This is a genomic window from Leifsonia tongyongensis (genome assembly GCF_010686705.1).
GTDB lineage: Bacteria > Actinomycetota > Actinomycetes > Actinomycetales > Microbacteriaceae > Diaminobutyricibacter > Diaminobutyricibacter tongyongensis.
In genome coordinates this window covers 143664-161450 of sequence record NZ_JAAGWY010000005.1, presented here as the reverse complement: position 1 = coordinate 161450, position 17787 = coordinate 143664, and the positions used below count along the sequence as shown (strand labels likewise).

19 protein-coding genes are annotated in these 17787 nt (G+C 60.1%); 10 read left to right on the top strand and 9 right to left on the bottom strand.

Going from position 1 to position 17787, the window contains the following annotated elements:
* Nucleotides 1-65: 65 nt before the first annotated feature.
* From G3T36_RS18135 to G3T36_RS18125, 3 genes are all read right to left on the bottom strand, one after another.
* Nucleotides 66-971 carry a ferritin-like domain-containing protein gene (locus G3T36_RS18135; RefSeq protein WP_163291269.1) on the bottom strand — a complete coding sequence of 302 codons (906 nt, stop codon included), beginning with the start codon at nucleotides 969-971 and terminating at the stop codon, nucleotides 66-68.
* Between the two features lie 130 nt (nucleotides 972-1101).
* Nucleotides 1102-2802, bottom strand: a complete 1701-nt coding sequence (ctaD, locus tag G3T36_RS18130; RefSeq protein WP_163291268.1) for an aa3-type cytochrome oxidase subunit I — start codon at nucleotides 2800-2802, stop codon at nucleotides 1102-1104.
* A complete protein-coding gene (locus G3T36_RS18125) occupies nucleotides 2799-3137 on the bottom strand; it encodes an SDR family NAD(P)-dependent oxidoreductase (RefSeq protein ID WP_163291267.1) in 339 nt (112 codons plus the stop codon). Before G3T36_RS18125 ends, ctaD begins: the two co-directional genes overlap by 4 nt.
* Before the next feature lie 87 nt (nucleotides 3138-3224).
* On the opposite strand from G3T36_RS18125, the gene G3T36_RS18120 reads away from it, so the two are divergent.
* Both G3T36_RS18120 and G3T36_RS18115 read left to right on the top strand, forming a co-directional pair.
* Entirely contained in the window at nucleotides 3225-3845 is a 621-nt protein-coding gene (locus G3T36_RS18120) for a TetR/AcrR family transcriptional regulator (RefSeq protein ID WP_163291266.1), read from the top strand.
* A 44-nt stretch (nucleotides 3846-3889) separates the two neighbouring features.
* On the top strand, nucleotides 3890-5845 hold the full coding sequence (locus G3T36_RS18115) for a Na+/H+ antiporter NhaA (RefSeq protein ID WP_205245087.1): 1956 nt from the start codon (nucleotides 3890-3892) through the stop codon (nucleotides 5843-5845).
* Nucleotides 5846-5924: 79 nt separating this feature from the next.
* Here the strand turns inward: G3T36_RS18115 and G3T36_RS18110 are convergent, their stop codons facing one another.
* A complete protein-coding gene (locus G3T36_RS18110) occupies nucleotides 5925-6191 on the bottom strand; it encodes a hypothetical protein (RefSeq protein ID WP_163291264.1) in 267 nt (88 codons plus the stop codon).
* 126 nt (nucleotides 6192-6317) lie between these two features.
* Between G3T36_RS18110 and G3T36_RS18105 the strand changes: the two genes are divergently transcribed.
* The 3 genes from G3T36_RS18105 to G3T36_RS18095 all read left to right on the top strand — a co-directional run bounded on the left by G3T36_RS18105 (nucleotide 6318) and on the right by G3T36_RS18095 (nucleotide 8874).
* Nucleotides 6318-6650 carry a hypothetical protein gene (locus tag G3T36_RS18105; RefSeq protein WP_163291263.1) on the top strand — a complete coding sequence of 111 codons (333 nt, stop codon included), beginning with the start codon at nucleotides 6318-6320 and terminating at the stop codon, nucleotides 6648-6650.
* A gap of 65 nt (nucleotides 6651-6715) precedes the next feature.
* A complete protein-coding gene (locus tag G3T36_RS18100; RefSeq protein WP_163291262.1) occupies nucleotides 6716-8503 on the top strand; it encodes an ABC1 kinase family protein in 1788 nt (595 codons plus the stop codon).
* A 77-nt stretch (nucleotides 8504-8580) separates the two neighbouring features.
* A complete protein-coding gene (locus G3T36_RS18095) occupies nucleotides 8581-8874 on the top strand; it encodes a hypothetical protein (RefSeq protein WP_163291261.1) in 294 nt (97 codons plus the stop codon).
* A 53-nt stretch (nucleotides 8875-8927) separates the two neighbouring features.
* On the opposite strand, the gene G3T36_RS20285 is transcribed toward G3T36_RS18095, so the two are convergent.
* Nucleotides 8928-9092, bottom strand: a complete 165-nt coding sequence (locus G3T36_RS20285) for a peptide-methionine (R)-S-oxide reductase (protein ID WP_338031647.1) — start codon at nucleotides 9090-9092, stop codon at nucleotides 8928-8930.
* Between the two features lie 83 nt (nucleotides 9093-9175).
* Nucleotides 9176-9355, bottom strand: a complete 180-nt coding sequence (locus G3T36_RS20280) for a peptide-methionine (R)-S-oxide reductase (protein ID WP_338031630.1) — start codon at nucleotides 9353-9355, stop codon at nucleotides 9176-9178.
* A gap of 625 nt (nucleotides 9356-9980) precedes the next feature.
* Between G3T36_RS20280 and G3T36_RS18085 the strand changes: the two genes are divergently transcribed.
* Nucleotides 9981-10406 carry a GNAT family N-acetyltransferase gene (locus G3T36_RS18085; RefSeq protein WP_163291260.1) on the top strand — a complete coding sequence of 142 codons (426 nt, stop codon included), beginning with the start codon at nucleotides 9981-9983 and terminating at the stop codon, nucleotides 10404-10406.
* A 44-nt stretch (nucleotides 10407-10450) separates the two neighbouring features.
* The gene (locus G3T36_RS18080; RefSeq protein ID WP_163291259.1) at nucleotides 10451-10879 is read left to right on the top strand and encodes a GNAT family N-acetyltransferase; all 429 of its coding nucleotides are present in this window, start codon (nucleotides 10451-10453) and stop codon (nucleotides 10877-10879) included.
* Between the two features lie 357 nt (nucleotides 10880-11236).
* Here the strand turns inward: G3T36_RS18080 and G3T36_RS18075 are convergent, their stop codons facing one another.
* Entirely contained in the window at nucleotides 11237-11626 is a 390-nt protein-coding gene (locus G3T36_RS18075; RefSeq protein ID WP_163291258.1) for a GNAT family N-acetyltransferase, read from the bottom strand.
* A gap of 311 nt (nucleotides 11627-11937) precedes the next feature.
* On the bottom strand, nucleotides 11938-12564 hold the full coding sequence (locus G3T36_RS18070; RefSeq protein WP_163291443.1) for a TetR/AcrR family transcriptional regulator: 627 nt from the start codon (nucleotides 12562-12564) through the stop codon (nucleotides 11938-11940).
* Nucleotides 12565-13272: 708 nt separating this feature from the next.
* On the opposite strand from G3T36_RS18070, the gene G3T36_RS18065 reads away from it, so the two are divergent.
* From G3T36_RS18065 to G3T36_RS18055, 3 genes are all read left to right on the top strand, one after another.
* Entirely contained in the window at nucleotides 13273-13851 is a 579-nt protein-coding gene (locus G3T36_RS18065; RefSeq protein WP_338031629.1) for a uracil-DNA glycosylase family protein, read from the top strand.
* 313 nt (nucleotides 13852-14164) lie between these two features.
* On the top strand, nucleotides 14165-15082 hold the full coding sequence (locus G3T36_RS18060; protein WP_163291256.1) for an NADP-dependent oxidoreductase: 918 nt from the start codon (nucleotides 14165-14167) through the stop codon (nucleotides 15080-15082).
* A 472-nt stretch (nucleotides 15083-15554) separates the two neighbouring features.
* Nucleotides 15555-16259, top strand: a complete 705-nt coding sequence (locus G3T36_RS18055; RefSeq protein WP_338031628.1) for a GntR family transcriptional regulator — start codon at nucleotides 15555-15557, stop codon at nucleotides 16257-16259.
* Between the two features lie 569 nt (nucleotides 16260-16828).
* Here the strand turns inward: G3T36_RS18055 and G3T36_RS18050 are convergent.
* Nucleotides 16829-17428: a hypothetical protein gene (locus G3T36_RS18050; RefSeq protein ID WP_163291254.1), complete on the bottom strand. Its 600-nt coding sequence runs from the start codon at nucleotides 17426-17428 to the stop codon at nucleotides 16829-16831.
* Nucleotides 17429-17787 lie beyond the last annotated feature (359 nt).

The window sequence follows — 17787 nt, the reverse complement described above, 5'->3', positions numbered from 1 at the left end:
GCGGCGCTGGCGGCACGGGTGCGCCGATGGTTTTGCTGTGAGCGGGCATCAGCCCGTGTCACGGTTTAGTGAGCCTGGGCGCTTTCTCGGAGATCACCGTTGAGCCCGTTCGGGTAGAAGCCTCCGGAGCTCGCCCGATCGGCTGTGAGGTAGACGATGTTGAGGATGTGTTCGGGTGAACGGCCGAATGCGCGTCCTTCGGGATCTGTCGGTACGAGGTTGAGCTCAGCCTTGGTCCCGATACCCTGGTCGTCTCCGCCGACGCCGTCGACGGCGCCTCGCACGTTGGAGATCTTCTGGACGGCGTCGAAGACGGCGTCGTTGATCATGCCTTCGTTGTACAGCGAGGTGCGTACGATTCCAGCGTGATACGCCTCGGTGGCAAGCAGGCCAGCGGCGGCGTCAAGGTAGGTCTTGTTGGAGATGAATGGTGCGGCACCTTTGAATGCCGTGACGCCGACGTCTTCGAAGAGGAACGCGGCGAAGAGGAAGTTGAGGTCGTTTGCGTAGGCGTCGAACGTTTCTCCTGGCTTGATGAGACCTGCGGCAAGCGCAGCTGCAGTGAAACTCTGGTCCAAGGAGATGGCTGGCCGCGAGACCGCTGCACTTCCGAGCGCGTTGCGGAGGAATGCCACGTGTGCCCGCTCGTCGGCTGCGATCTCAGCCGCGAATTTGCGGATCACCGGGTTCTGGAACATGACCGGTCGTCCCCCAATGACCTCGCCGCGTGTGCCTGTACCCGTGGTCATGTCGTCGGGCAGGGTCTGGCCGCCGGCTCGGAGGTAGAACTCCGCTTCGAGATATTCGAGGTTGAGTGCGAAATTGAGGATCGTGCTGTCGCTGATCTCGGGGGCCTCGGCGACGTCGTTGCCCTGTTCTGCGGCTGCGACCATGGCGTTCAGTCCGTCGCGGTCTGCTTTGGTTTCGGCGCTGCGGTTGACTGCGTTGCCGAGGAAATTGTTATCTGACATGTCTGACCTTTCTTGTGGATGGTTGGTTAAAAGGTGGAACTTGATGTCGGAGCACGCTCCCGAGCGCAGGCATCGTGTGGTCGTCCGCAGCCCGGGTGGAACATGCGCGGTCGCGTCAGTCCAGTGCAGCTCATCTTGTCGTTCCCGCCGTTTGTTGTGATCTGTCGGGCAAGGGATCAAACCCCGAGACTTGTTCTGGGTGGTTTAGGTCGAATGCCGGCGACTCAGAACGGATTCGGGGGATGGTCGTGAAGTTGTGGCGCGGCGGAGGACAACTTGTCGCCCATTCGAGTGAGCGGCCCGTTCCCCACGGATCATTCACGGTGACTCGCGGAGATCTGCGGGTGGTGAGGTACACGTTGAGGAAGAACGGCAACATTGATGTCGCCAGGAGGGCCGCCCCGAGGGAGGACACCTGGTTCAACCAGGTGAAGCCGTCTCCGGGAAGGTAGGTAGCGTACCGTCGCGGCATGCCAATCACGCCGAGCCAATGCTGGATGAGGAAGGTCGTGTGGAAGCCAACAAAAAGCAACCAAAAATGCCAATGGCCTAACCGCTCGTTGAGCATGCGCCCGGTCCATTTCGGCCACCAGAAGTAGAAGCCGGCGAACATGGCAAATACGACCGTCCCGAAGACGACATAGTGGATGTGAGCGACGACAAAATACGAGTCCGACAGGTGGAAATCCAGCGGCGGTGAGGCGAGAATGACACCGGTCAGCCCGCCGAACGTGAAAGTGACAAGGAACCCGATGCTGAAGAGCATGGGTGTCTCGAAGGTCAACGATCCGCGCCACATCGTTGCAATCCAGTTGAAGATCTTCACGCCGGTCGGTACCGCAATGAGCATCGTCATGAGAGAGAAAAAGGGCAGCAGGACGGATCCGGTCACGTACATGTGGTGCGCCCAGACGGTGACCGCCAAGGCGGCAATTGCGATTGTCGCGTACACGAGCGACTTGTAGCCGAAAATTGGTTTCCGACTGAACACCGGAAGCACTTCAGAGATGATCCCGAAGAACGGGATGGCAATGATGTACACCTCCGGGTGACCGAAGAACCAGAACAGGTGTTGCCACAGCAGGGCCCCGCCGTTTGCTGCGTCGAAGAGGTGCGCGCCGAAAACCCGGTCGGCGAACGCTGCAAAGACTGCTGCCGCGAATACGGGGAACACCATGAGGGCGAGGATCGACGTCACGAGGGCATTCCACGTGAAGATCGGCAACCTGAACATGGTCATGCCCGGGGCGCGAAGGGTGATGATTGTCGTGATGAAGTTGACGGCCCCGAGAATGGTCCCGAAGCCGGAAAGGGCGAGCCCGGCCAACCACAGATTCCCACCCAGTCCCGGCATGAACGTTTGACTAGCCAGCGGCTGGTAGGCCACCCACCCGAAGTCCGCGGGACCTTGCGGTGTGAGGTATCCCCCGATCACGATGAGACTGCCAAAACTGTAAAGCCAGTAGGAGAACGCGTTCAGACGTGGGAACGCGACATCGGGAGCGCCGATCTGAAGAGGCATGATGACGTTCGTAAATCCAGCGAACAACGGGGTCGCGAACATGAAAAGCATGACGGTGCCGTGCATTGTGAACAGCTGGTTGTACTGTTCCTTGGTTTGCACAATCTGAAGCCCCGGCGCGAAGAGCTGGGTGCGGATCGCGAGGGCGAGGACACCTCCGAAGAGGAAATATAAGAACGATGTGACCAGGTACAGGTAGCCGATCTTCTTGTGGTCCGTCGTCGTGAGCCACTGCAGAACGGAACTGCGACTGCTCGTTTGGGGCGTTTGCTCGTCCACGTCACTCACGCTGACCAGAACGTCGGTCATTGGTTCCGGCACCAATCCACGCGTTGCGCTGCAGCACCGGAGCTATCCGCCGTCCAAATCTGGCCGCTGCCTGTTGTCAGTCGCCGTGGGATAAGACTCGACGCGGACTGCTCCGGAGTGTCGAGCGAACCGGACTCATCCGACCACTGGAACCGCGAGTGCAACTCTGATCCGATCTCCAACAATTCTTGTGATCGGACCCAGGCCGTTTGCGTTCGCACGACAAGCACAAGGTGCGCGCCGGCCTCTCCTCGTTGGAGCGCGGTTGCCCGCCCGATCCCGCGAGAAGCCCCGGTAACAACCGCAACGCACCCGGATAGTGAATGTTGAGTCACGTTGCTTCCTTTCACCTATATGGACGCTTTAGTCCATTTTTAGCGAGAACGGAATGTAATATCGAGTCCAAACCCGGAGGATTCGTAATGCAAACTGCACCAACACGTTCTTTTACCTCGAAAGGCGAACGGACCCGATCAAAGATTGTCGACACTGCCGCATCATTGATGCTTCTCGACGGGGTCGCAGGAACAACGATCGAAGGCGTCTGCGAAACAGCCGGGGTGGGCAAATCGCAGATCTATCACTACTTCGACGACAAAAATGAGCTAGTTCGTGCGGTGATAGAACTGCAAGCCGAACTGGTCCTTAACGGCCAAGAACCGCACTTGACCAATATTCGCGGTTGGGAGAGTTGGGATGCTTGGCGCGATTTCGTCGTCGACATTCAAAGAAAGAGTGGGTGCGCCGGCGGATGTCCGCTGGGCTCATTGGCGAGTGAATTGACCGACGGTGACGACCTCACTCGTATGGTGCTCGTCAGGAGCTTCCAGCGGTGGGAGCGAGCGTTCCTTGAGGGCGTACAGCAGATGAAGGACTTGGGGCTGGTGCGCCAGGACACAGATGCGGCGCTTCTGGCGACAACCCTTCTAGCAGCACTCCAAGGAGGGCTGCTCCTCTGCCAAACCTGCAAGGATGTCTCCCCCCTGGAAACATCCCTCGCCGGAGCGATTGCGTATCTTCGAACCTTCGCCGAATCCGAATGACGCGAGGACAGCGAGCACAGAAGTTTTCGCGACCCTCCACGTTTGTGGAATCGCGCCGACATCGTTTCTCAAAGTGGCGTGACCGCGTCATCGGCGGAAGAAGGCCGCCTCCTGGTGTCGATGGTGGCACCGTATGGATACGCAGCATCGGTTTCGGGGTTGCCCGCTTTGTCCGGACCGAGGCTGCGAGCTCGGTTCTGCTGATCATCGCGATTACTGCGGCGCTGATCTGGTCCAACCTCGGTGGCGACAGCTATCAGGAATTCTGGAACACTCGGGTTTCCGCACGACTAGGCCCAGCTGAGGTGAGCATGACGTTGACCGAGTTCGTCAGTTCCGGACTGATGACGTTCTTCTTCCTCGTCATCGGGCTGGAAGCCCGTCGCGAACTCGACTTGGGAGCGTTGCGCGACCATCGGCGCCTACTCGTTCCGATCGCCGCTGGGCTTGCAGGGATGGCGCTGCCAGTCTTGATCTTCCTATCGTTCAACGCCGGGACGGCGAATGAGCACGGTTGGGCGGTGGCGATGTCGACCGACACTGCCCTCGCTCTGGGTTTGATCACTTTCGTCGGGAAGGCTCTCCCTGCCCAAATCCGCGCGTTCATTCTCACAGTCTTCATCGTTGACGACCTCGTTGCCCTCGCAGTGATCACGTTCGCTTACACCGGCCACGTCGAAATTGTGCCGCTCATGATCGCGGTCTTCGCATTCGCTGTCATGCTTCTGTCGCATCGGCTGGCCCGCGTGAGCTGGCTGGCCGTTCCGGCCGCAATCGGCGCCTGGATCGCCCTGTTTTTCAGTGGAGTTGACCCGATAGTGCTGGGATTGATAGCTGGGCTGACGGCTCCAGCACGCGTGCCGACCCGGCGCACCCTCGACGATGCAGCCGGATCTTTCCGACGGTTTCGCGAGCAGCCGACGCCTCAGTCGGCACGACTCGCCACACTTGGATTGAAGGGCGCACTCTCTGTGAACGAGCGGCTGCAAACAGCTTTCCTGCCGTGGACAAGCTATGTGATCGTTCCCTTGTTTGCGCTGGCGAACGCCGGGATCTCGCTCGAGCCTTCCTTCCTCCTTGGTGCTCTGATGTCTCCGGTCGCTCTCGGTGTCATCGTCGCCTATCTGGTAGGTAAACCCGTGGCCGTACTGGGAGTTCCTGCGTTGATCTCTTGGCTGAGTCGGGGGAAGCTCCGACCGCCGGTTGGCTGGGTTGCTGTGGCTGGAAGCGGCACGATCGCAGGTGTCGGGTTCACCGTCGCTGTGCTGGTGGCGGGGATTGCTTTCACCGGTCGGGCGCTTGCGGAGGCAAAACTGGGAGTGCTTGTTGCCGCGATTGTCGCCACGGCACTGACCTGGGCGGTGTTTCGGCTGGCAGCCTTGTTGGGACCCGATCGACGTTCTCGTGCGTTGCTTGGCGATGCGCCCGAGAGGCCGGATTTGGTGGTCCCGGTTGACCCGAACAGGGATCACATCCGCGGGAACGGTAATGCCGCGGTTACCGTGGTCGAGTACGGCGACTTTCAATGTCCGTACTGCGGCCGAGCTGAGCGGGAGGTCCGGCAGCTACTCTCCGATGAGGATGTCCGCTTCGTTTGGCGAAATCTCCCGATCGCCGACGTTCACCCGCGAGCGCAAGCCGCCGCGGAAGCGGCGGAAGCGGCTGGCTCGCAGGGTGCATTCTGGGCCATGCATGATTTGCTCTTGCACAATCAGAATCACCTCGACGATGACGACCTACTGAACTACGCATCCATCTTGGAGCTGGATTTGGACCGGTTCGGGAAGGAACTTGCGGGACGGACCTTCCAGAACCGGGTGGAGGAAGATCTCCTCGGGGCGGACCTAAGCGGCGCGGCGGGCACTCCGACATTCTTCATCAACGGCCGTCGCCATTACGGCGCCTATGACGTCGAAAGCCTGCGATCGGCTGTAATGCTCGCTCGAGACGCCTCCGAAGCGGCCACACGGCGAGCCACCACCACGGACACTCCGCGCTGAGGGCTGAGCATTCCGCGCTGAGAACGCAATCATCTTCACGCCCGGACCTCAGCGGCTCCTCAAGCTTGGTTCGTTGGCCTCAATTGGACTCCGTGTCGCGGACCGTCTCCACCGGGTCGCTATCAGGCGCGTCGAAGTAGTACCTCACGTACATCTCGCCGTTGACATCGCGTTCTTCGCCGGCGACGTACCAGAACACCGATTCCAGCCCGCGAACCGCAGCTATCGACGCGATGCGCGGGTCAATTTTTCCGTCGAGCAGGATTCGTCGGTCACTGGTCCCTGCAAGAGGACCATCTACGTGTTCGACGATGTACTCGGGCTCATGTGTCAATGTGTCAGTCATCTGCATACCGTAGCGCCAGGAAACCCCTTCTAGACAATGCGGCCCGGCGGATCGCCACCACGCTTGCGCGAAACCAATAGTGGACGATATAGTTCCCTTTAGCCCAACTTCCCGATTGGAGCAACGATGAGCGATCACACGAAAAACTCAAGTCCTGAGAGCGGCGGCCCGATTGGTGCCGAGGATATCGAACGCGCCATCACCGTCGGCGAACTGGTCTACGAAGACGGCTCCACCCAGGTGTTTCTGCCAGACGGTCGGACGACCTACGTGGAGCGCGGCCGACCCACCGATGGCGAGTGGTACGTGGACGACCAAGGCAAGTTCTGGTCGTTTTGGCCACCGAGCTACCGTGCGAGCTACGACCTCGAGTGGGTGGTTGAGGCTGGCAAGTTCATTGGCGTACTTTTCCGAGACGCAAACACCGGTTCGGTCTCGACCGGACGCTACAAGCAGTAACTCTGATGCAAGCCGATATGACAACGCGGGTTGGTTGCAATTCCTAGTCTCACCATAAGGACAACTTGGCCAACGCCAACGCGTTCGATTGCCCGCTGGCTCACGCCGCGTCCGAGCTCGCCGCGAATGAGAACCTCGCGATGATGCCTGCTGGCGGAAAGCGAATTCTCAGTCTTGGTGGTCTAACAGGGCGATCGGGCTCCGACGACCGCAGCACGCTTCGGTCGCGCGGGCGGCGATTCTCCGAGCTCGTCCGGATTGCCAGGGCCCACGGACTCCTTCCAATCGGCCAACTCGATTTCACCCGCGATCCTGCAACATCTGACTTGCGTACCCGCCAGGCTGACAGCCTGAGACTGGCATTGGAGGACGCCGGCGGCGCTTTCGTCAAGATGGGTCAACTGCTCTCGACGCGGGACGACCTCATCCCCCACGAGTGGCAGCTTGCGCTCTCGCGCCTGCAAAAGAACGTCGCTCCCGCTCATCCGGACGCAGTCGAACAGTTGCTCGTGACCGAGCTGGGCGCCCCACTCGACGAAGTGTTTGCGTCGTTTGAACGCACACCTGTGGCGGCCGCCTCCATCGCGCAGGTGCACCGTGCCGTCCTCCACACCGGCGAGACCGTCGCCGTCAAGATCCAACGCCCGGGTATCGCGGGCGAGATGCGCCGAGACGTTGACATCGCCCTCCGTATCGCCAAACTCGTCTCAAGAGCTTCCGCGCAGGTTCGGCAACTCGGGATCGAACAGGTTGCCGAGCAGTACGCGGCCGATCTCATCCGTCAACTGGACTTCAGCATCGAGGCGGTCAACCTCGCCGGCCTTCGTGCAGGCCAAGCGCGCAGCCCGCGCGCCGCTGAGCTCCGCCTGCCCCGTCTTTACGGCGCACTTTCGACGAGCCGTGTGATTGTCATGGAGTTCCTCGAGGGCGACTCCCTCTCCGCGGTCAATGCAGGACGCGCTGAACATGCGGACCTCGACCCGGCAATGCGTGCAGTACTTATAGCATTCATCCGCCAAACCGTCTTCGACGGCACCTATCACGCCGACCTTCACCCGGGAAACATCATGCTGTTGGCAGATGGACGCCCGGCACTGGTCGATTTCGGCTCCGTCGGTCGCATCGACTCGGGTTTACGTCAGACAGTCCAAGACTTACTGATCGCCTACCTGCAATCCGACACCCGGGGTATTGCCGACGGCATGCTCACGCTCGCGCCGCTGCCCGACGACGCCGATGAACAAGCCTTCCGCCGCGATATGGCGAACTTCGTCACGTACCAACTTGGCCCAGGCGCCCGCATCGGCATCAGCACGGTGGATACAGCGGTCGCGATTTTCACCAAGCACGGCATGGCTGTTCCGCCAGAATTCATCGCCGCGGGCCGTGCGTTCGCCGTCCTCGAAGGCACCCTCCGCACACTGACACCGGAGTTCGATGTCCTCGAAGAAGCTCGGACGCTCGCACTGCAGCAGGTCGGCGACCAGCTGACCCCGGCGAACGTGCGCCAACTGGTCACGCGCGAAGCAATGTCGTTGCTACCAGTGGTGCGGCGCGTTCCGCGCCAGATCGACCGGATAGCCAGTGCCTTAGCGACCGGCACACTCAACGTGAACGTGCGACTTCTCGCCGACCGTCGCGACCGCCGATTACTCCTCGGCGTCATCCGTCAGGCCACGCAAACCGTGATCGGCGCCGCAACTGCTGTGATCGCCCTCGTGTTCTTTGCGATGAAACCCGTCGAAAATGCGGTGTTAAGCACAGCGGCGATCGGACTTATTCTCTCGATCGCCGCCGTCGTGCTTCTTGCCGCTTCCGCGATCGACTCGCTGATCACCAGGCGGCGAGGCTGAACCCCTGCACGACTACGCGCCCACTACCCAACTCATTTCGACCATTTCAAACAAGAACCGAGTGCCCAGGAGGTCACATGCCGCAAACAATTTTCGACACTGACAGTGCTGTTCTCACTTTCAAGGAACGGAAATGGCATGTGAGAAGGTGCGAAACCTATGAATGGGCGATATCAAGCCCAGGTGGCGAACCCGTTGGCACTCTGCGTTGCATAGTAAAGGCCGGGCCCGAAGGCGACCCGATATTCAGTCTCGCTCTGCCTGGAATCAAGGAAGACACCCCAACAACCGGCAGCGACTGGTTTTCCATAATCGAGTACGCGATCAACGAGTACTTGGACAAGGAAGACATCAACGGTGAGGTCATCTAAAACCCAGGTGAACAGCGACAGCAGCACCGGCAACACAACGATAACGCGTCCTATCAGCTGAAAAACTGACGGTATGCGGCGTAGCCCAGGGATAGAAGCTCAGCAACAGGGACGAAATGCAAGGCCGCAGAGTTGATACAAAACCGGAAGCCCCCGCCCGGGCCGTCGCCAAATAGATGACCAAGGTGACTATCGCCGTGCGCAGAGCGGACCTCGATACCCTCGCAGGGGCTTCCCTCAGGACGATGAACTCCGATGAAATCGGCACCATGAAACTAGGCCATCCGGTACCGCTATCAAATTAATCAATCGATGCGAATAGCGGTTCACCGGACACGATGTCCACGTACAGGCCCGCCGTGTGATTATTCCAATACTTGTTCCGGAAGGGCGGTTCCGTCGCCGCCCACTGGGTTACCTCGAACTGTTCGGAGGTCAGCCGCGCAATTGCCGCGGCCGTCTTTCGATAGCTGATAGTCACTGAATCTCCTCATTGAGCGGCGGCCGAAGATCCAATGTCGGCGCCAATGTTCGCGACGAACAATGCTTACGAACGCCCCCGGGTTCCTGCTCGGGCTTCGATGGCCGTCGTGACGCGGTTACAGACTTCCTCACTCCTTGCGCAGTTCGGTCATGACACGGACCTACAACATCCAGACCGCGTCAAACCGGATTAGCTGCCAAAAGCCCGTTCATATCTACCACAAAAGGACGCTAGAGTCCGACAGGGCCAATCAAAAGTGCCGCTCTAAGGCGGCGTACCGCCGTCGGCCGCCGGGCGCTGCAAATGACCCTGGCCCGCGGTACGGCCACGGTTTAATGGAGCTTGTCACTAGACTGGGAACTAGTCCGGGCGATGTTCAGGCGGCTTGCCGAATGACCTAACGGCATCCTAATCTGGACCTATCAGTTCTGTTTTCGTGCGATGGCCAGATTGACGGAACGTAAGGCGGCCCTTGCCCAGGCGCCACTCGAGGGCGAGCACGCTGAGGCGCAAGCACGACCGATACGAACTGAGAAGTGCACCGTTAGCGTCCTGTCGCCCCGGGCCATTAGTGCAGAGCTGCACGCATACTCTTCGATCCGACAACCGAAAGGAAGCACCCATGACTACCCCCGCCGAGGCAACCCGATACGCCTTCGAGTACCCAGACGAGGCCGGGTACCCGGACGGGAAAGGCACCCTCAGTCAGGATCAGACCGTCCTGATCGACGAAGTAGTCGATGGCCCCCATGCGTCCGCAATCAACTTCCACCTAGTCAACGACGAGAAGGCCGGCCTCTACAGTGCGATCGTCGGCGACTCCGAGATCGCTGGGCTAACCTACAACGTCACCAGGGATGGCCGCCTCGTGTTGCTGGCTGTCTCCGTGTATCCCGAACTGATCCGACGCGTCCTGGACGACGTGCGCACACGAGGCAACCGCATAACAATCCTGTGCCCGATCGTTCGCACCTTCATCGAACAAAACCCCGAATACGCCGACCTAATCAACGCCGATCACCCGGGCGTTACTAAAACAGTCGCGTGAGTCCTGACGACGACATGCTAATTCCGGCCAAAGGGAGCGAGCCAATGCGGATCAACATCGAGGACGACGCGGTCGCCCGAGAAGAAAACAATTTGGCACTCATCGCCACGTTCGACACGCCCGATGCCAGCGACGTGGCCTCCACCTGGGAGTTTGACGTCCTCAAAGACGAAGAACACGGCCGCTGGATCGCCACCCTCGGTGCCGACGCGATCGGTGTGCTCCCTTACCGGATCGTGGGCGGGCGTGTGGTCTTGCTCGCAACATGGGTCAACCACGCCTACCGCAACAATCGGGTAGCCACAGAACTCGTGTCTCGTGTCCTGAATGAGATACGTGAGAGCGGGAAGAAGATCACGGTACTCTGCCCGGTCGTTGGCGAATTCATCGCTCACAACCCGGAGTACCTCGATCTCATCGACAAGATACATCCGGGTTCAGGTGCGTATCCCAAGCGCCAGCCGCCCAGCTGACCGAAGGGCACGTCTCCGAGTGCCGGCGATCCTGAACTTCCCAGCAGTGTTCGCGCGTCCCGGCCGGGCCGGCTCTACCTACACTGCAGATACGGCCGCGTCGACTTTCAGTCCATCGAGACCCGCGCAGATGGTTCGCCGGTGTGGGCGGCTCGCGTCTTACGCGAACTGAGCTCCTGTTATCGGTACCATCGCCGACATCTTCGGAATTGAAGACGCGCTCGGTCGTTGGTCGGGCGTTTACGCGCCCACATTCGGTGGTCCTTCTGGGAACCAACTTGTCGGGCCGTCAGGCAGCGCAAACTAAGCGATCGCGCCACGAGCCGCGTCGCTGGAACAGCGCTTGTTGACGGGTCGCTAAGCGTGGCCCACGATCTCGTGACCGGCGCCCTTCGTGTGCGCTAATTCTGCGGACGCACGATCCGAGTAGCCGGGACGCCGCGGGTCGATCAGGTCGGAGTATTCGGTGGCTCGGGAGAGGTAGTTCGCCAGAAAAGGGCAGATAACCGTAATGGTGCCCTCACGGCCGCGAATCTCGTCGAGAACCCGCCGCACCATCGCGCCCGCCACACCCTGACCTTGATGACTCGCCTCCACCTCGGTATGAAGAAGCGCATACCGGTTAGGTATTAGGTGAGTGCGGAACAGCCAGCCGACTAGTTCGCCGTCGCGATAAAGTTCGAAGCGGCCGCGATCGGTGTTCTCGACCAGCGTCTCCTGAGTTCGGACGTGCGGCTCAGTGCTCATCGGTTCACACCCTTAAGTGGAGTTGGCGGGATACACCCGCATTTCGGACGATTTAGTCCAAGTATGACGCAACGCGATCGCAATCGAGAATCGGAGCGGGTCAGGTTGGACGCGGGCTACCGAATGTTGGCCGGTCCGCTCTGGTCGGAGCATCGCCAAAAGTGGGACATGGAACACAACAGCCGCGGAATCATCTCAATAGTGCGATGGCCAGCCTCTTCGAGACGCCGGCAAACGAAACGCTGGTCTACGACACGGGGAACATCAGGAATTGACTAGTCCGGCGTCGACGAGTTTCAGTTGGGTCGAGCTCAACTGCCGGACAGGCTCTCGATATGTGCCAGGGCCATGTCAATGGATGTTGCTAAAGGCGTGACATCGCGCGCAGTCTGGGCAAGCATGTATCCGCCTTGAAGCGCCCCCATAAGCCCGGTTGCCAGCTGATCGACGGAGGCTTCGCGGGAAAGCACACCACCGTCTTGCAGTCTGCTCAAAACGCCCGCCAGGAGTCCCTGCCAGTCGACAAAAAGCCGAGACACGGCCTGACGTGCGCGATCGTCACTATCGGATACTTCCGAGGCCAGCGTGCCAAGCGCGCAGCCGTACGCGCCGTGCCGCAAGGCGTTGTTCTGTATCAACGAGTCCCGCCAACGTCGCAAGCCTGGGAGCGTTGACACATGGTCAAGAGCGTCGCGCTCACGCTCCAAAACGCGTTCGCCTACGTGGTCAACGACAGCCCGAACGAGCGCGTCCTTGCCGTCGAAGTGATGATAGAGCTGGGACTTGCTGACCCCTGTCGCCGCCAACACATCGTCAAGAGTGGTGCCCCCGACTCCCCGGAAATACATGAGATCCGCTGCCGCGGCCACGATCCGTGCACGCGTCTTAGCACCGCGCGCCGTCAGGCGTCTGCCATTGGGCAAGGCAACGGTTGTCATCACAGGTCAATGCTAGTGACTGGGCAACTGGTTCCTCGTTCTGGCGAGCCGTTGCCCGCGGAGACCAAAGTTACGAGTGCGAGGTCGAGCGCGTCGTGAAGCGGTCGAGGGTCTCTTGCAACTTGACTCAGCCGGTTTCCCCCATGAAGGGCCGCAAGTATCAGAACCGCCATCTTCTGGGCATCCATGTTAGCCCTCGAAGCTACCGCGGTACCCTCGGGATCCCGCTGGGTGGCACCGGTTTTCAGCAGTCGGTGCACGGTGTTTGCGATGAGCTCCCGCCACTGGTCCAGGAAGTCGGCACGGTCGTGCGCGTCACCCACTTGATGCAACGCCAACGCGTATGGCGACCGCGGGGTCATGAGCTCTTCAACGACACGACGTTTCCAACTAGCCAACATCGCTCCGTTAGTAACCACTCCCAGACACGCACTTTCACGAGCCAAGACTTCCGCGAAATCCGTCCTCATTGAGCCCTCCCAGCCGCGTCGCCCCTGATCAATATTGTCGCATAATTCGGGACTAGATAGTCCCATAATAGAGATTGGCCTACGATAGCCACCGAGGGAAGAGCAGGCGTGTTCGACGCCGGCCGCAGACTAAAAGGTCCCTACTCGCTGAGCGCGAGCTGCACGGAACCGCAGAGAGGTCAACCTCATGCCGCCGCCGAACCACACTATTAACGGGCCAACATCCGAAGGAGTTGCCGTGAGCTTGGGAACCATTCATGAGCGCATTGTCAGCGATCCCGCTAACTCCTGGGCAAAGGACCTTGGCTACGCGCCGCTATACGCGGCCGGGGCTTGCGCAAGGATCGCGGTGATTGGTCAAGCGCCCGGCCGAAAGGCTCAGGAGAGCGGTATTGCGTGGAATGACGCCAGTGGCATCAAACTCCTCCAGTGGCTTGGAGTGTCTGAGACCCAGTTCCGCAATCCAGAGCTTTTCGCCCTCCTTCCCATGGACTTCTATTACCCCGGCAAAGGTACTGGCGGCGACTTGCCGCCCCGAAAGGACTTCGCCGCTCGATGGCACCCACAGCTTCTCGAACTCATGCCCGAGATCCGGCTGACTATCCTTATCGGCCAGTATGCCCAACAGCACTATCTCGCGGGCCGCGCCAAACGGAACCTCACGGAAACGGTTCATGCCTTCGAGGAGTACCTGCCAGCCACCATCCCGCTAGTTCATCCGTCCCCGCTGAACTTTCGGTGGCAGGCCCATAATCCGTGGTTTGTCGTCGACCTCCTCCCCGTGCTCCAGGAGTACGTCGCCGCGGCGCTCTCTTAAGCGAAGTCGTGATCGGACGCTTTTCATGTTCACGACATCGTTGCTACCCATCGGCAATGGGCACATCTTCATCGCTCACGAGGCCGGCGGCGCGCGTCCTCGCATGCAACCTCGTACCTTCGCGCGCGGCGACGCACAGCGCGAGAAGTCATCCACCCACCGTTTTTGGACGATTGCGTCCAGTTTTGCGGTTAGACTGCAAGCGACGTCTCGCTACCGAAATTCGAGATGACGGCCACACCACAAGACCAACCAATCCAGGCTGGACTGTGGTCGCGGCGTGGGCGAAGAATTGATTATTAGGAGGTACCTCATGAAGGCAATTGTGGTAAAGGATCAGACAGCGGGCGCTGCTGGGATGGAGTTGGTTGAGCGTCCCGAGCCGCGGCCTGCTATCAACGATGTCCTTGTTGAGGTATACGCGGCGGGATACGTCCCGACCGAGATCGACTGGCCCTCGACCTGGAAGGATCGCGCCGGTCAGGACCGCGCGCCGTCAATCCTGGGGCATGAATTCGCCGGTGTGGTCAGCGCACTCGGCTACGGGACGACGGGGCTCTCGGTTGGGCAACGCGTGTTTGGAATCTCGGACTGGCATCGAAATGGGACCCTTGCCGAGTATGTGGCGGTTGAGTCACGCAACCTTGCGCCGCTTCCCGGCGATGTTGACTTCACGGTCGGCGCGAGCTTGCCGATCTCCGGTCTCACCGCGTGGCAGGGCCTTTTCGATCACGGGCACCTGAAGTCAGGGCAGACCGTCCTCGCGCACGGCGCGGCCGGTGCGGTCGGCACGATGGTCACGCAGCTTGCGCGGGAGACTGGCGCCTATGTCATCGGCACCGGACGCGCTGGCGATCGTCAGAAAGCACTCGACTTCGGCGCGCACGAGTTCCTCGACCTGGACAACGACAGCCTCGAAGACCTCGGCGCAGTCGACCTGGTCTTCGACGTCATTGGTGGGACCATCCAGGAACGGTCCGCTGGCCTGATCCGCGCTGGAGGGACCCTGGTGACCGTTACCGGCCTCGCCGACGTACGACCCAAAGAGGGACTCGCGGTCGACTTCGTCGTCGAGTCCATTCCCGCGCAGCTGGTCGAGATCGTCCAACGGGTCCGCGATGGCCGGCTCCAGACCAACATCGGCAACATTGCAACGCTCGAGAACGCGGTTGCCGCCCTCAACCCGATCGAACGGCGCAACGGTAAGACCATCATTACGATGCGCTCATAAGTCCAACCGGAGCTCCTGCGGTCCGCTTATCGCATGCCTCCCATAAGCCTTCGAAATGCTGAGCGTTTGGACGGCTGCACGTTCGGTTCTGGTACTGGGGTTCGCGGATTTGGGATGTACTCGAAATACTCACACTCAGGGCAATTCGCGAGGTACTCGTGCACAGATAGGCCAACTCCGAAGTAGGGGTTAGTGCTGCGATACATGCTCGCTTTGCAGTGTGGGCAGATCATGTGCCGGGAGTCCTTGGTCGGCGAAAGTGATTTGGGGGCCTGGCAACCCGAATGCCGGGCCCCCGCCAGCCGCAGGTGAATTGCAGCGGCACGGGTGTCGAACCGATCCGATTCCCGCATAAACAACCTACATGAATTAGACCAACAATTTTACATTTGAGACGCAGTCGTATCGCAGCGATGGGCCGTGGGACACTGAATGTGCACGAATGCATTCACTACCCGAACCTGGAGCGATTGTGCCGAAGAGCCCTGCTGACCCCGATAAGTCCCGGAAGCTGATTCGTGATCGCGCATACGACGCGATCCAGGCAGCCATTCTCGATGGCACCTTTCAGCCCGGTGAGGTTCTTGACGATGCCGAGCTGCAGGCGTGGTTGGGGATCTCAAGAACACCGATACGTCAGGCGTTATATGCACTCAGCATAAAGGGGTTAATCGACATGGCACCGCAGGCGCACACTCGGGTGGTATTACCGCGCCGCGAGAACTCGATTCACTACATCCAGGCCACCGGCGTCCTGGTAACGGGGGTCACCGATCTGGTCGCCGAGAGCGCCACTGACATACAGCGCACTCATCTAGCGGAGATCTTGCAGACAGTCAACGAGGCAGCGCAACAGCAAGACAAGACATCGTTTGTCCGCGCGCTAGGCCGATACTTCGAAGAACTCAACGCGATCAACCCCAACCCGATCCTTGCCAAGCTCAGCGGCCAAGCAATGGTGGCTTTGGAATACTGCGTGTCCGTGGTCTTGCGCGAATCGGATGTCCCGTGGAGCGAAATAACAACACAGCACGAAGAGCTCATCGCGGCATGGCGTGCGGCAGACCCGGAAACAATCGCTGCCGTAACTCGGCAGGTCTTTGGACTACACGGAACCTTGGGCAGCCGTGTCCCCCTCCACCCCTCAGCAGGCCACTCCACCGGAGACCACGCCTGAGGCGAACGGATCCACAGCGTCCGGTTCCTACCCCTTGTCATCTCAGCGGACCCGGTACTTGGTCGGATAGTCCGATCTTGACACGATCTGATGCGACTCGAATATTTGCCGACTCGTCGAGCTAGGTCTGAATCTGCCGCATCTACCTTGTCGTGAAACTACTTGAAGGTCTCCCTGCCAACACTCTCAACGAGAACACATCTCGCGGATCGAGGTATGAGAACAACGCCGTTACGCCGAGCGGCCATCCCTCGTCGTGGTGGCTTGAATCGGCCCACGTCAAGAAATCATCAACGTCGAGGCGCGAAGCAGTCGCAGTCGCCCTCAGCCCCTCATCCGCCCTCGCGGTCCATCAGCCAGTGAACGTGCGGAAGGGAATCGCGAACGCGGCACGCGCCACCAAGAGTGAGCGTGCGCATCTCATGTTCATTGTTGTTCTTCTCGGGAACCTGGTCGTTCGGGCGACCGATCTGATGGTGAACGGGTTCGACCGGCCGACGATCGTTCCCCTCTGGGCATTAGGCGCACTGATCACCACAGGTGTCGCCCTACTGTCGTCGGCCGGCTTTTTACGTCGTCATCGACTTGCGGGCGCGGCCATCGCCGTCCTGGCAAGTATCGCCATCTGGTTCGTTTGAGGACCGACGACGGTAGAGAAAGACTCGACCGGAGGTTCCCCACGATTGCAAACCCCGCCGTCGGTACAAATACGCCATGCGGTCATCGACGGCGGCAAGATACGCTACGGAACCTTCCGGAATCGAGTTGATTGCGACTACTGCCAGCTCGAACGCGCCGCCAAACCCGGTCGGCTTCGCTGCGAGCCCGCTCACGGTGAATCCCGGACCGACTTGAGCACGAACACGCTTCATTTCGCTCTTCACCTGCCGCGACACCGTGTAGACGCCGGCCGCGTAGGCCGAAAGAATGGACCACCCCAAAGCGATGAGCCAGCCAAGGAGCACCACATTAGAAGGCTCTAAGCAAAGCGCAGCAAGCACGAAGGCGACGGCTGCGCATTCGATGACAACAATGGCGCTGTTCGTTGCGATACGTCCAGCGGTCAGCGGACCCGCAACTACCACGACGGCACCATTCGAGCTGACCCATTGCTCACCGGCGACGATTCGAACGAGTGTAACGCCAAACGAAACTGGGCTAAGCAGCACCGCTTTTACTATCGACGGCAGCAATGGAGCACCGGGTCGTCCCGCGAACGCTCGCGCAGAGATCCATGACACTCGGAACGCGTCCGAAACGCGTGCACGTCTGTTCGTCATCCATTTCACCATCGGCAAATTCCCCAGATTCGTTAGTGCACGCGCGGATAACCGCGCCCGACATGAATATCGGACCGGCGCCGGCACATGCGTGAGAGTCAAACGACATCGATAATTCAACATGTCACGTCGGCCTCGAACCCCTGCCGGCCGATGAGGGTTCCCCTGATCCGTGAATCACACCGACAAGATGGATTGAGCCGTCCGTGTTGCAGGCAATGCGTAGGCGATGCGGGCCGCCAGCCACA

What these genes read in the sequence shown, in the direction of transcription:
- G3T36_RS18135 (WP_163291269.1), bottom strand. Translation starts at nt 971, where the DNA reads ATGTCAGATAACAATTTCCTCGGCAACGCAGTCAACCGCAGCGCCGAA.
- ctaD (WP_163291268.1), bottom strand. Translation starts at nt 2,802, where the DNA reads ATGACCGACGTTCTGGTCAGCGTGAGTGACGTGGACGAGCAAACGCCC.
- G3T36_RS18120 (WP_163291266.1), top strand. Translation starts at nt 3,225, where the DNA reads ATGCAAACTGCACCAACACGTTCTTTTACCTCGAAAGGCGAACGGACC.
- G3T36_RS18110 (WP_163291264.1), bottom strand. Translation starts at nt 6,191, where the DNA reads ATGACTGACACATTGACACATGAGCCCGAGTACATCGTCGAACACGTA.
- G3T36_RS18105 (WP_163291263.1), top strand. Translation starts at nt 6,318, where the DNA reads ATGAGCGATCACACGAAAAACTCAAGTCCTGAGAGCGGCGGCCCGATT.
- G3T36_RS18095 (WP_163291261.1), top strand. Translation starts at nt 8,581, where the DNA reads ATGCCGCAAACAATTTTCGACACTGACAGTGCTGTTCTCACTTTCAAG.
- G3T36_RS18085 (WP_163291260.1), top strand. Translation starts at nt 9,981, where the DNA reads ATGACTACCCCCGCCGAGGCAACCCGATACGCCTTCGAGTACCCAGAC.
- G3T36_RS18080 (WP_163291259.1), top strand. Translation starts at nt 10,451, where the DNA reads ATGCGGATCAACATCGAGGACGACGCGGTCGCCCGAGAAGAAAACAAT.
- G3T36_RS18075 (WP_163291258.1), bottom strand. Translation starts at nt 11,626, where the DNA reads ATGAGCACTGAGCCGCACGTCCGAACTCAGGAGACGCTGGTCGAGAAC.
- G3T36_RS18070 (WP_163291443.1), bottom strand. Translation starts at nt 12,564, where the DNA reads ATGACAACCGTTGCCTTGCCCAATGGCAGACGCCTGACGGCGCGCGGT.
- G3T36_RS18060 (WP_163291256.1), top strand. Translation starts at nt 14,165, where the DNA reads ATGAAGGCAATTGTGGTAAAGGATCAGACAGCGGGCGCTGCTGGGATG.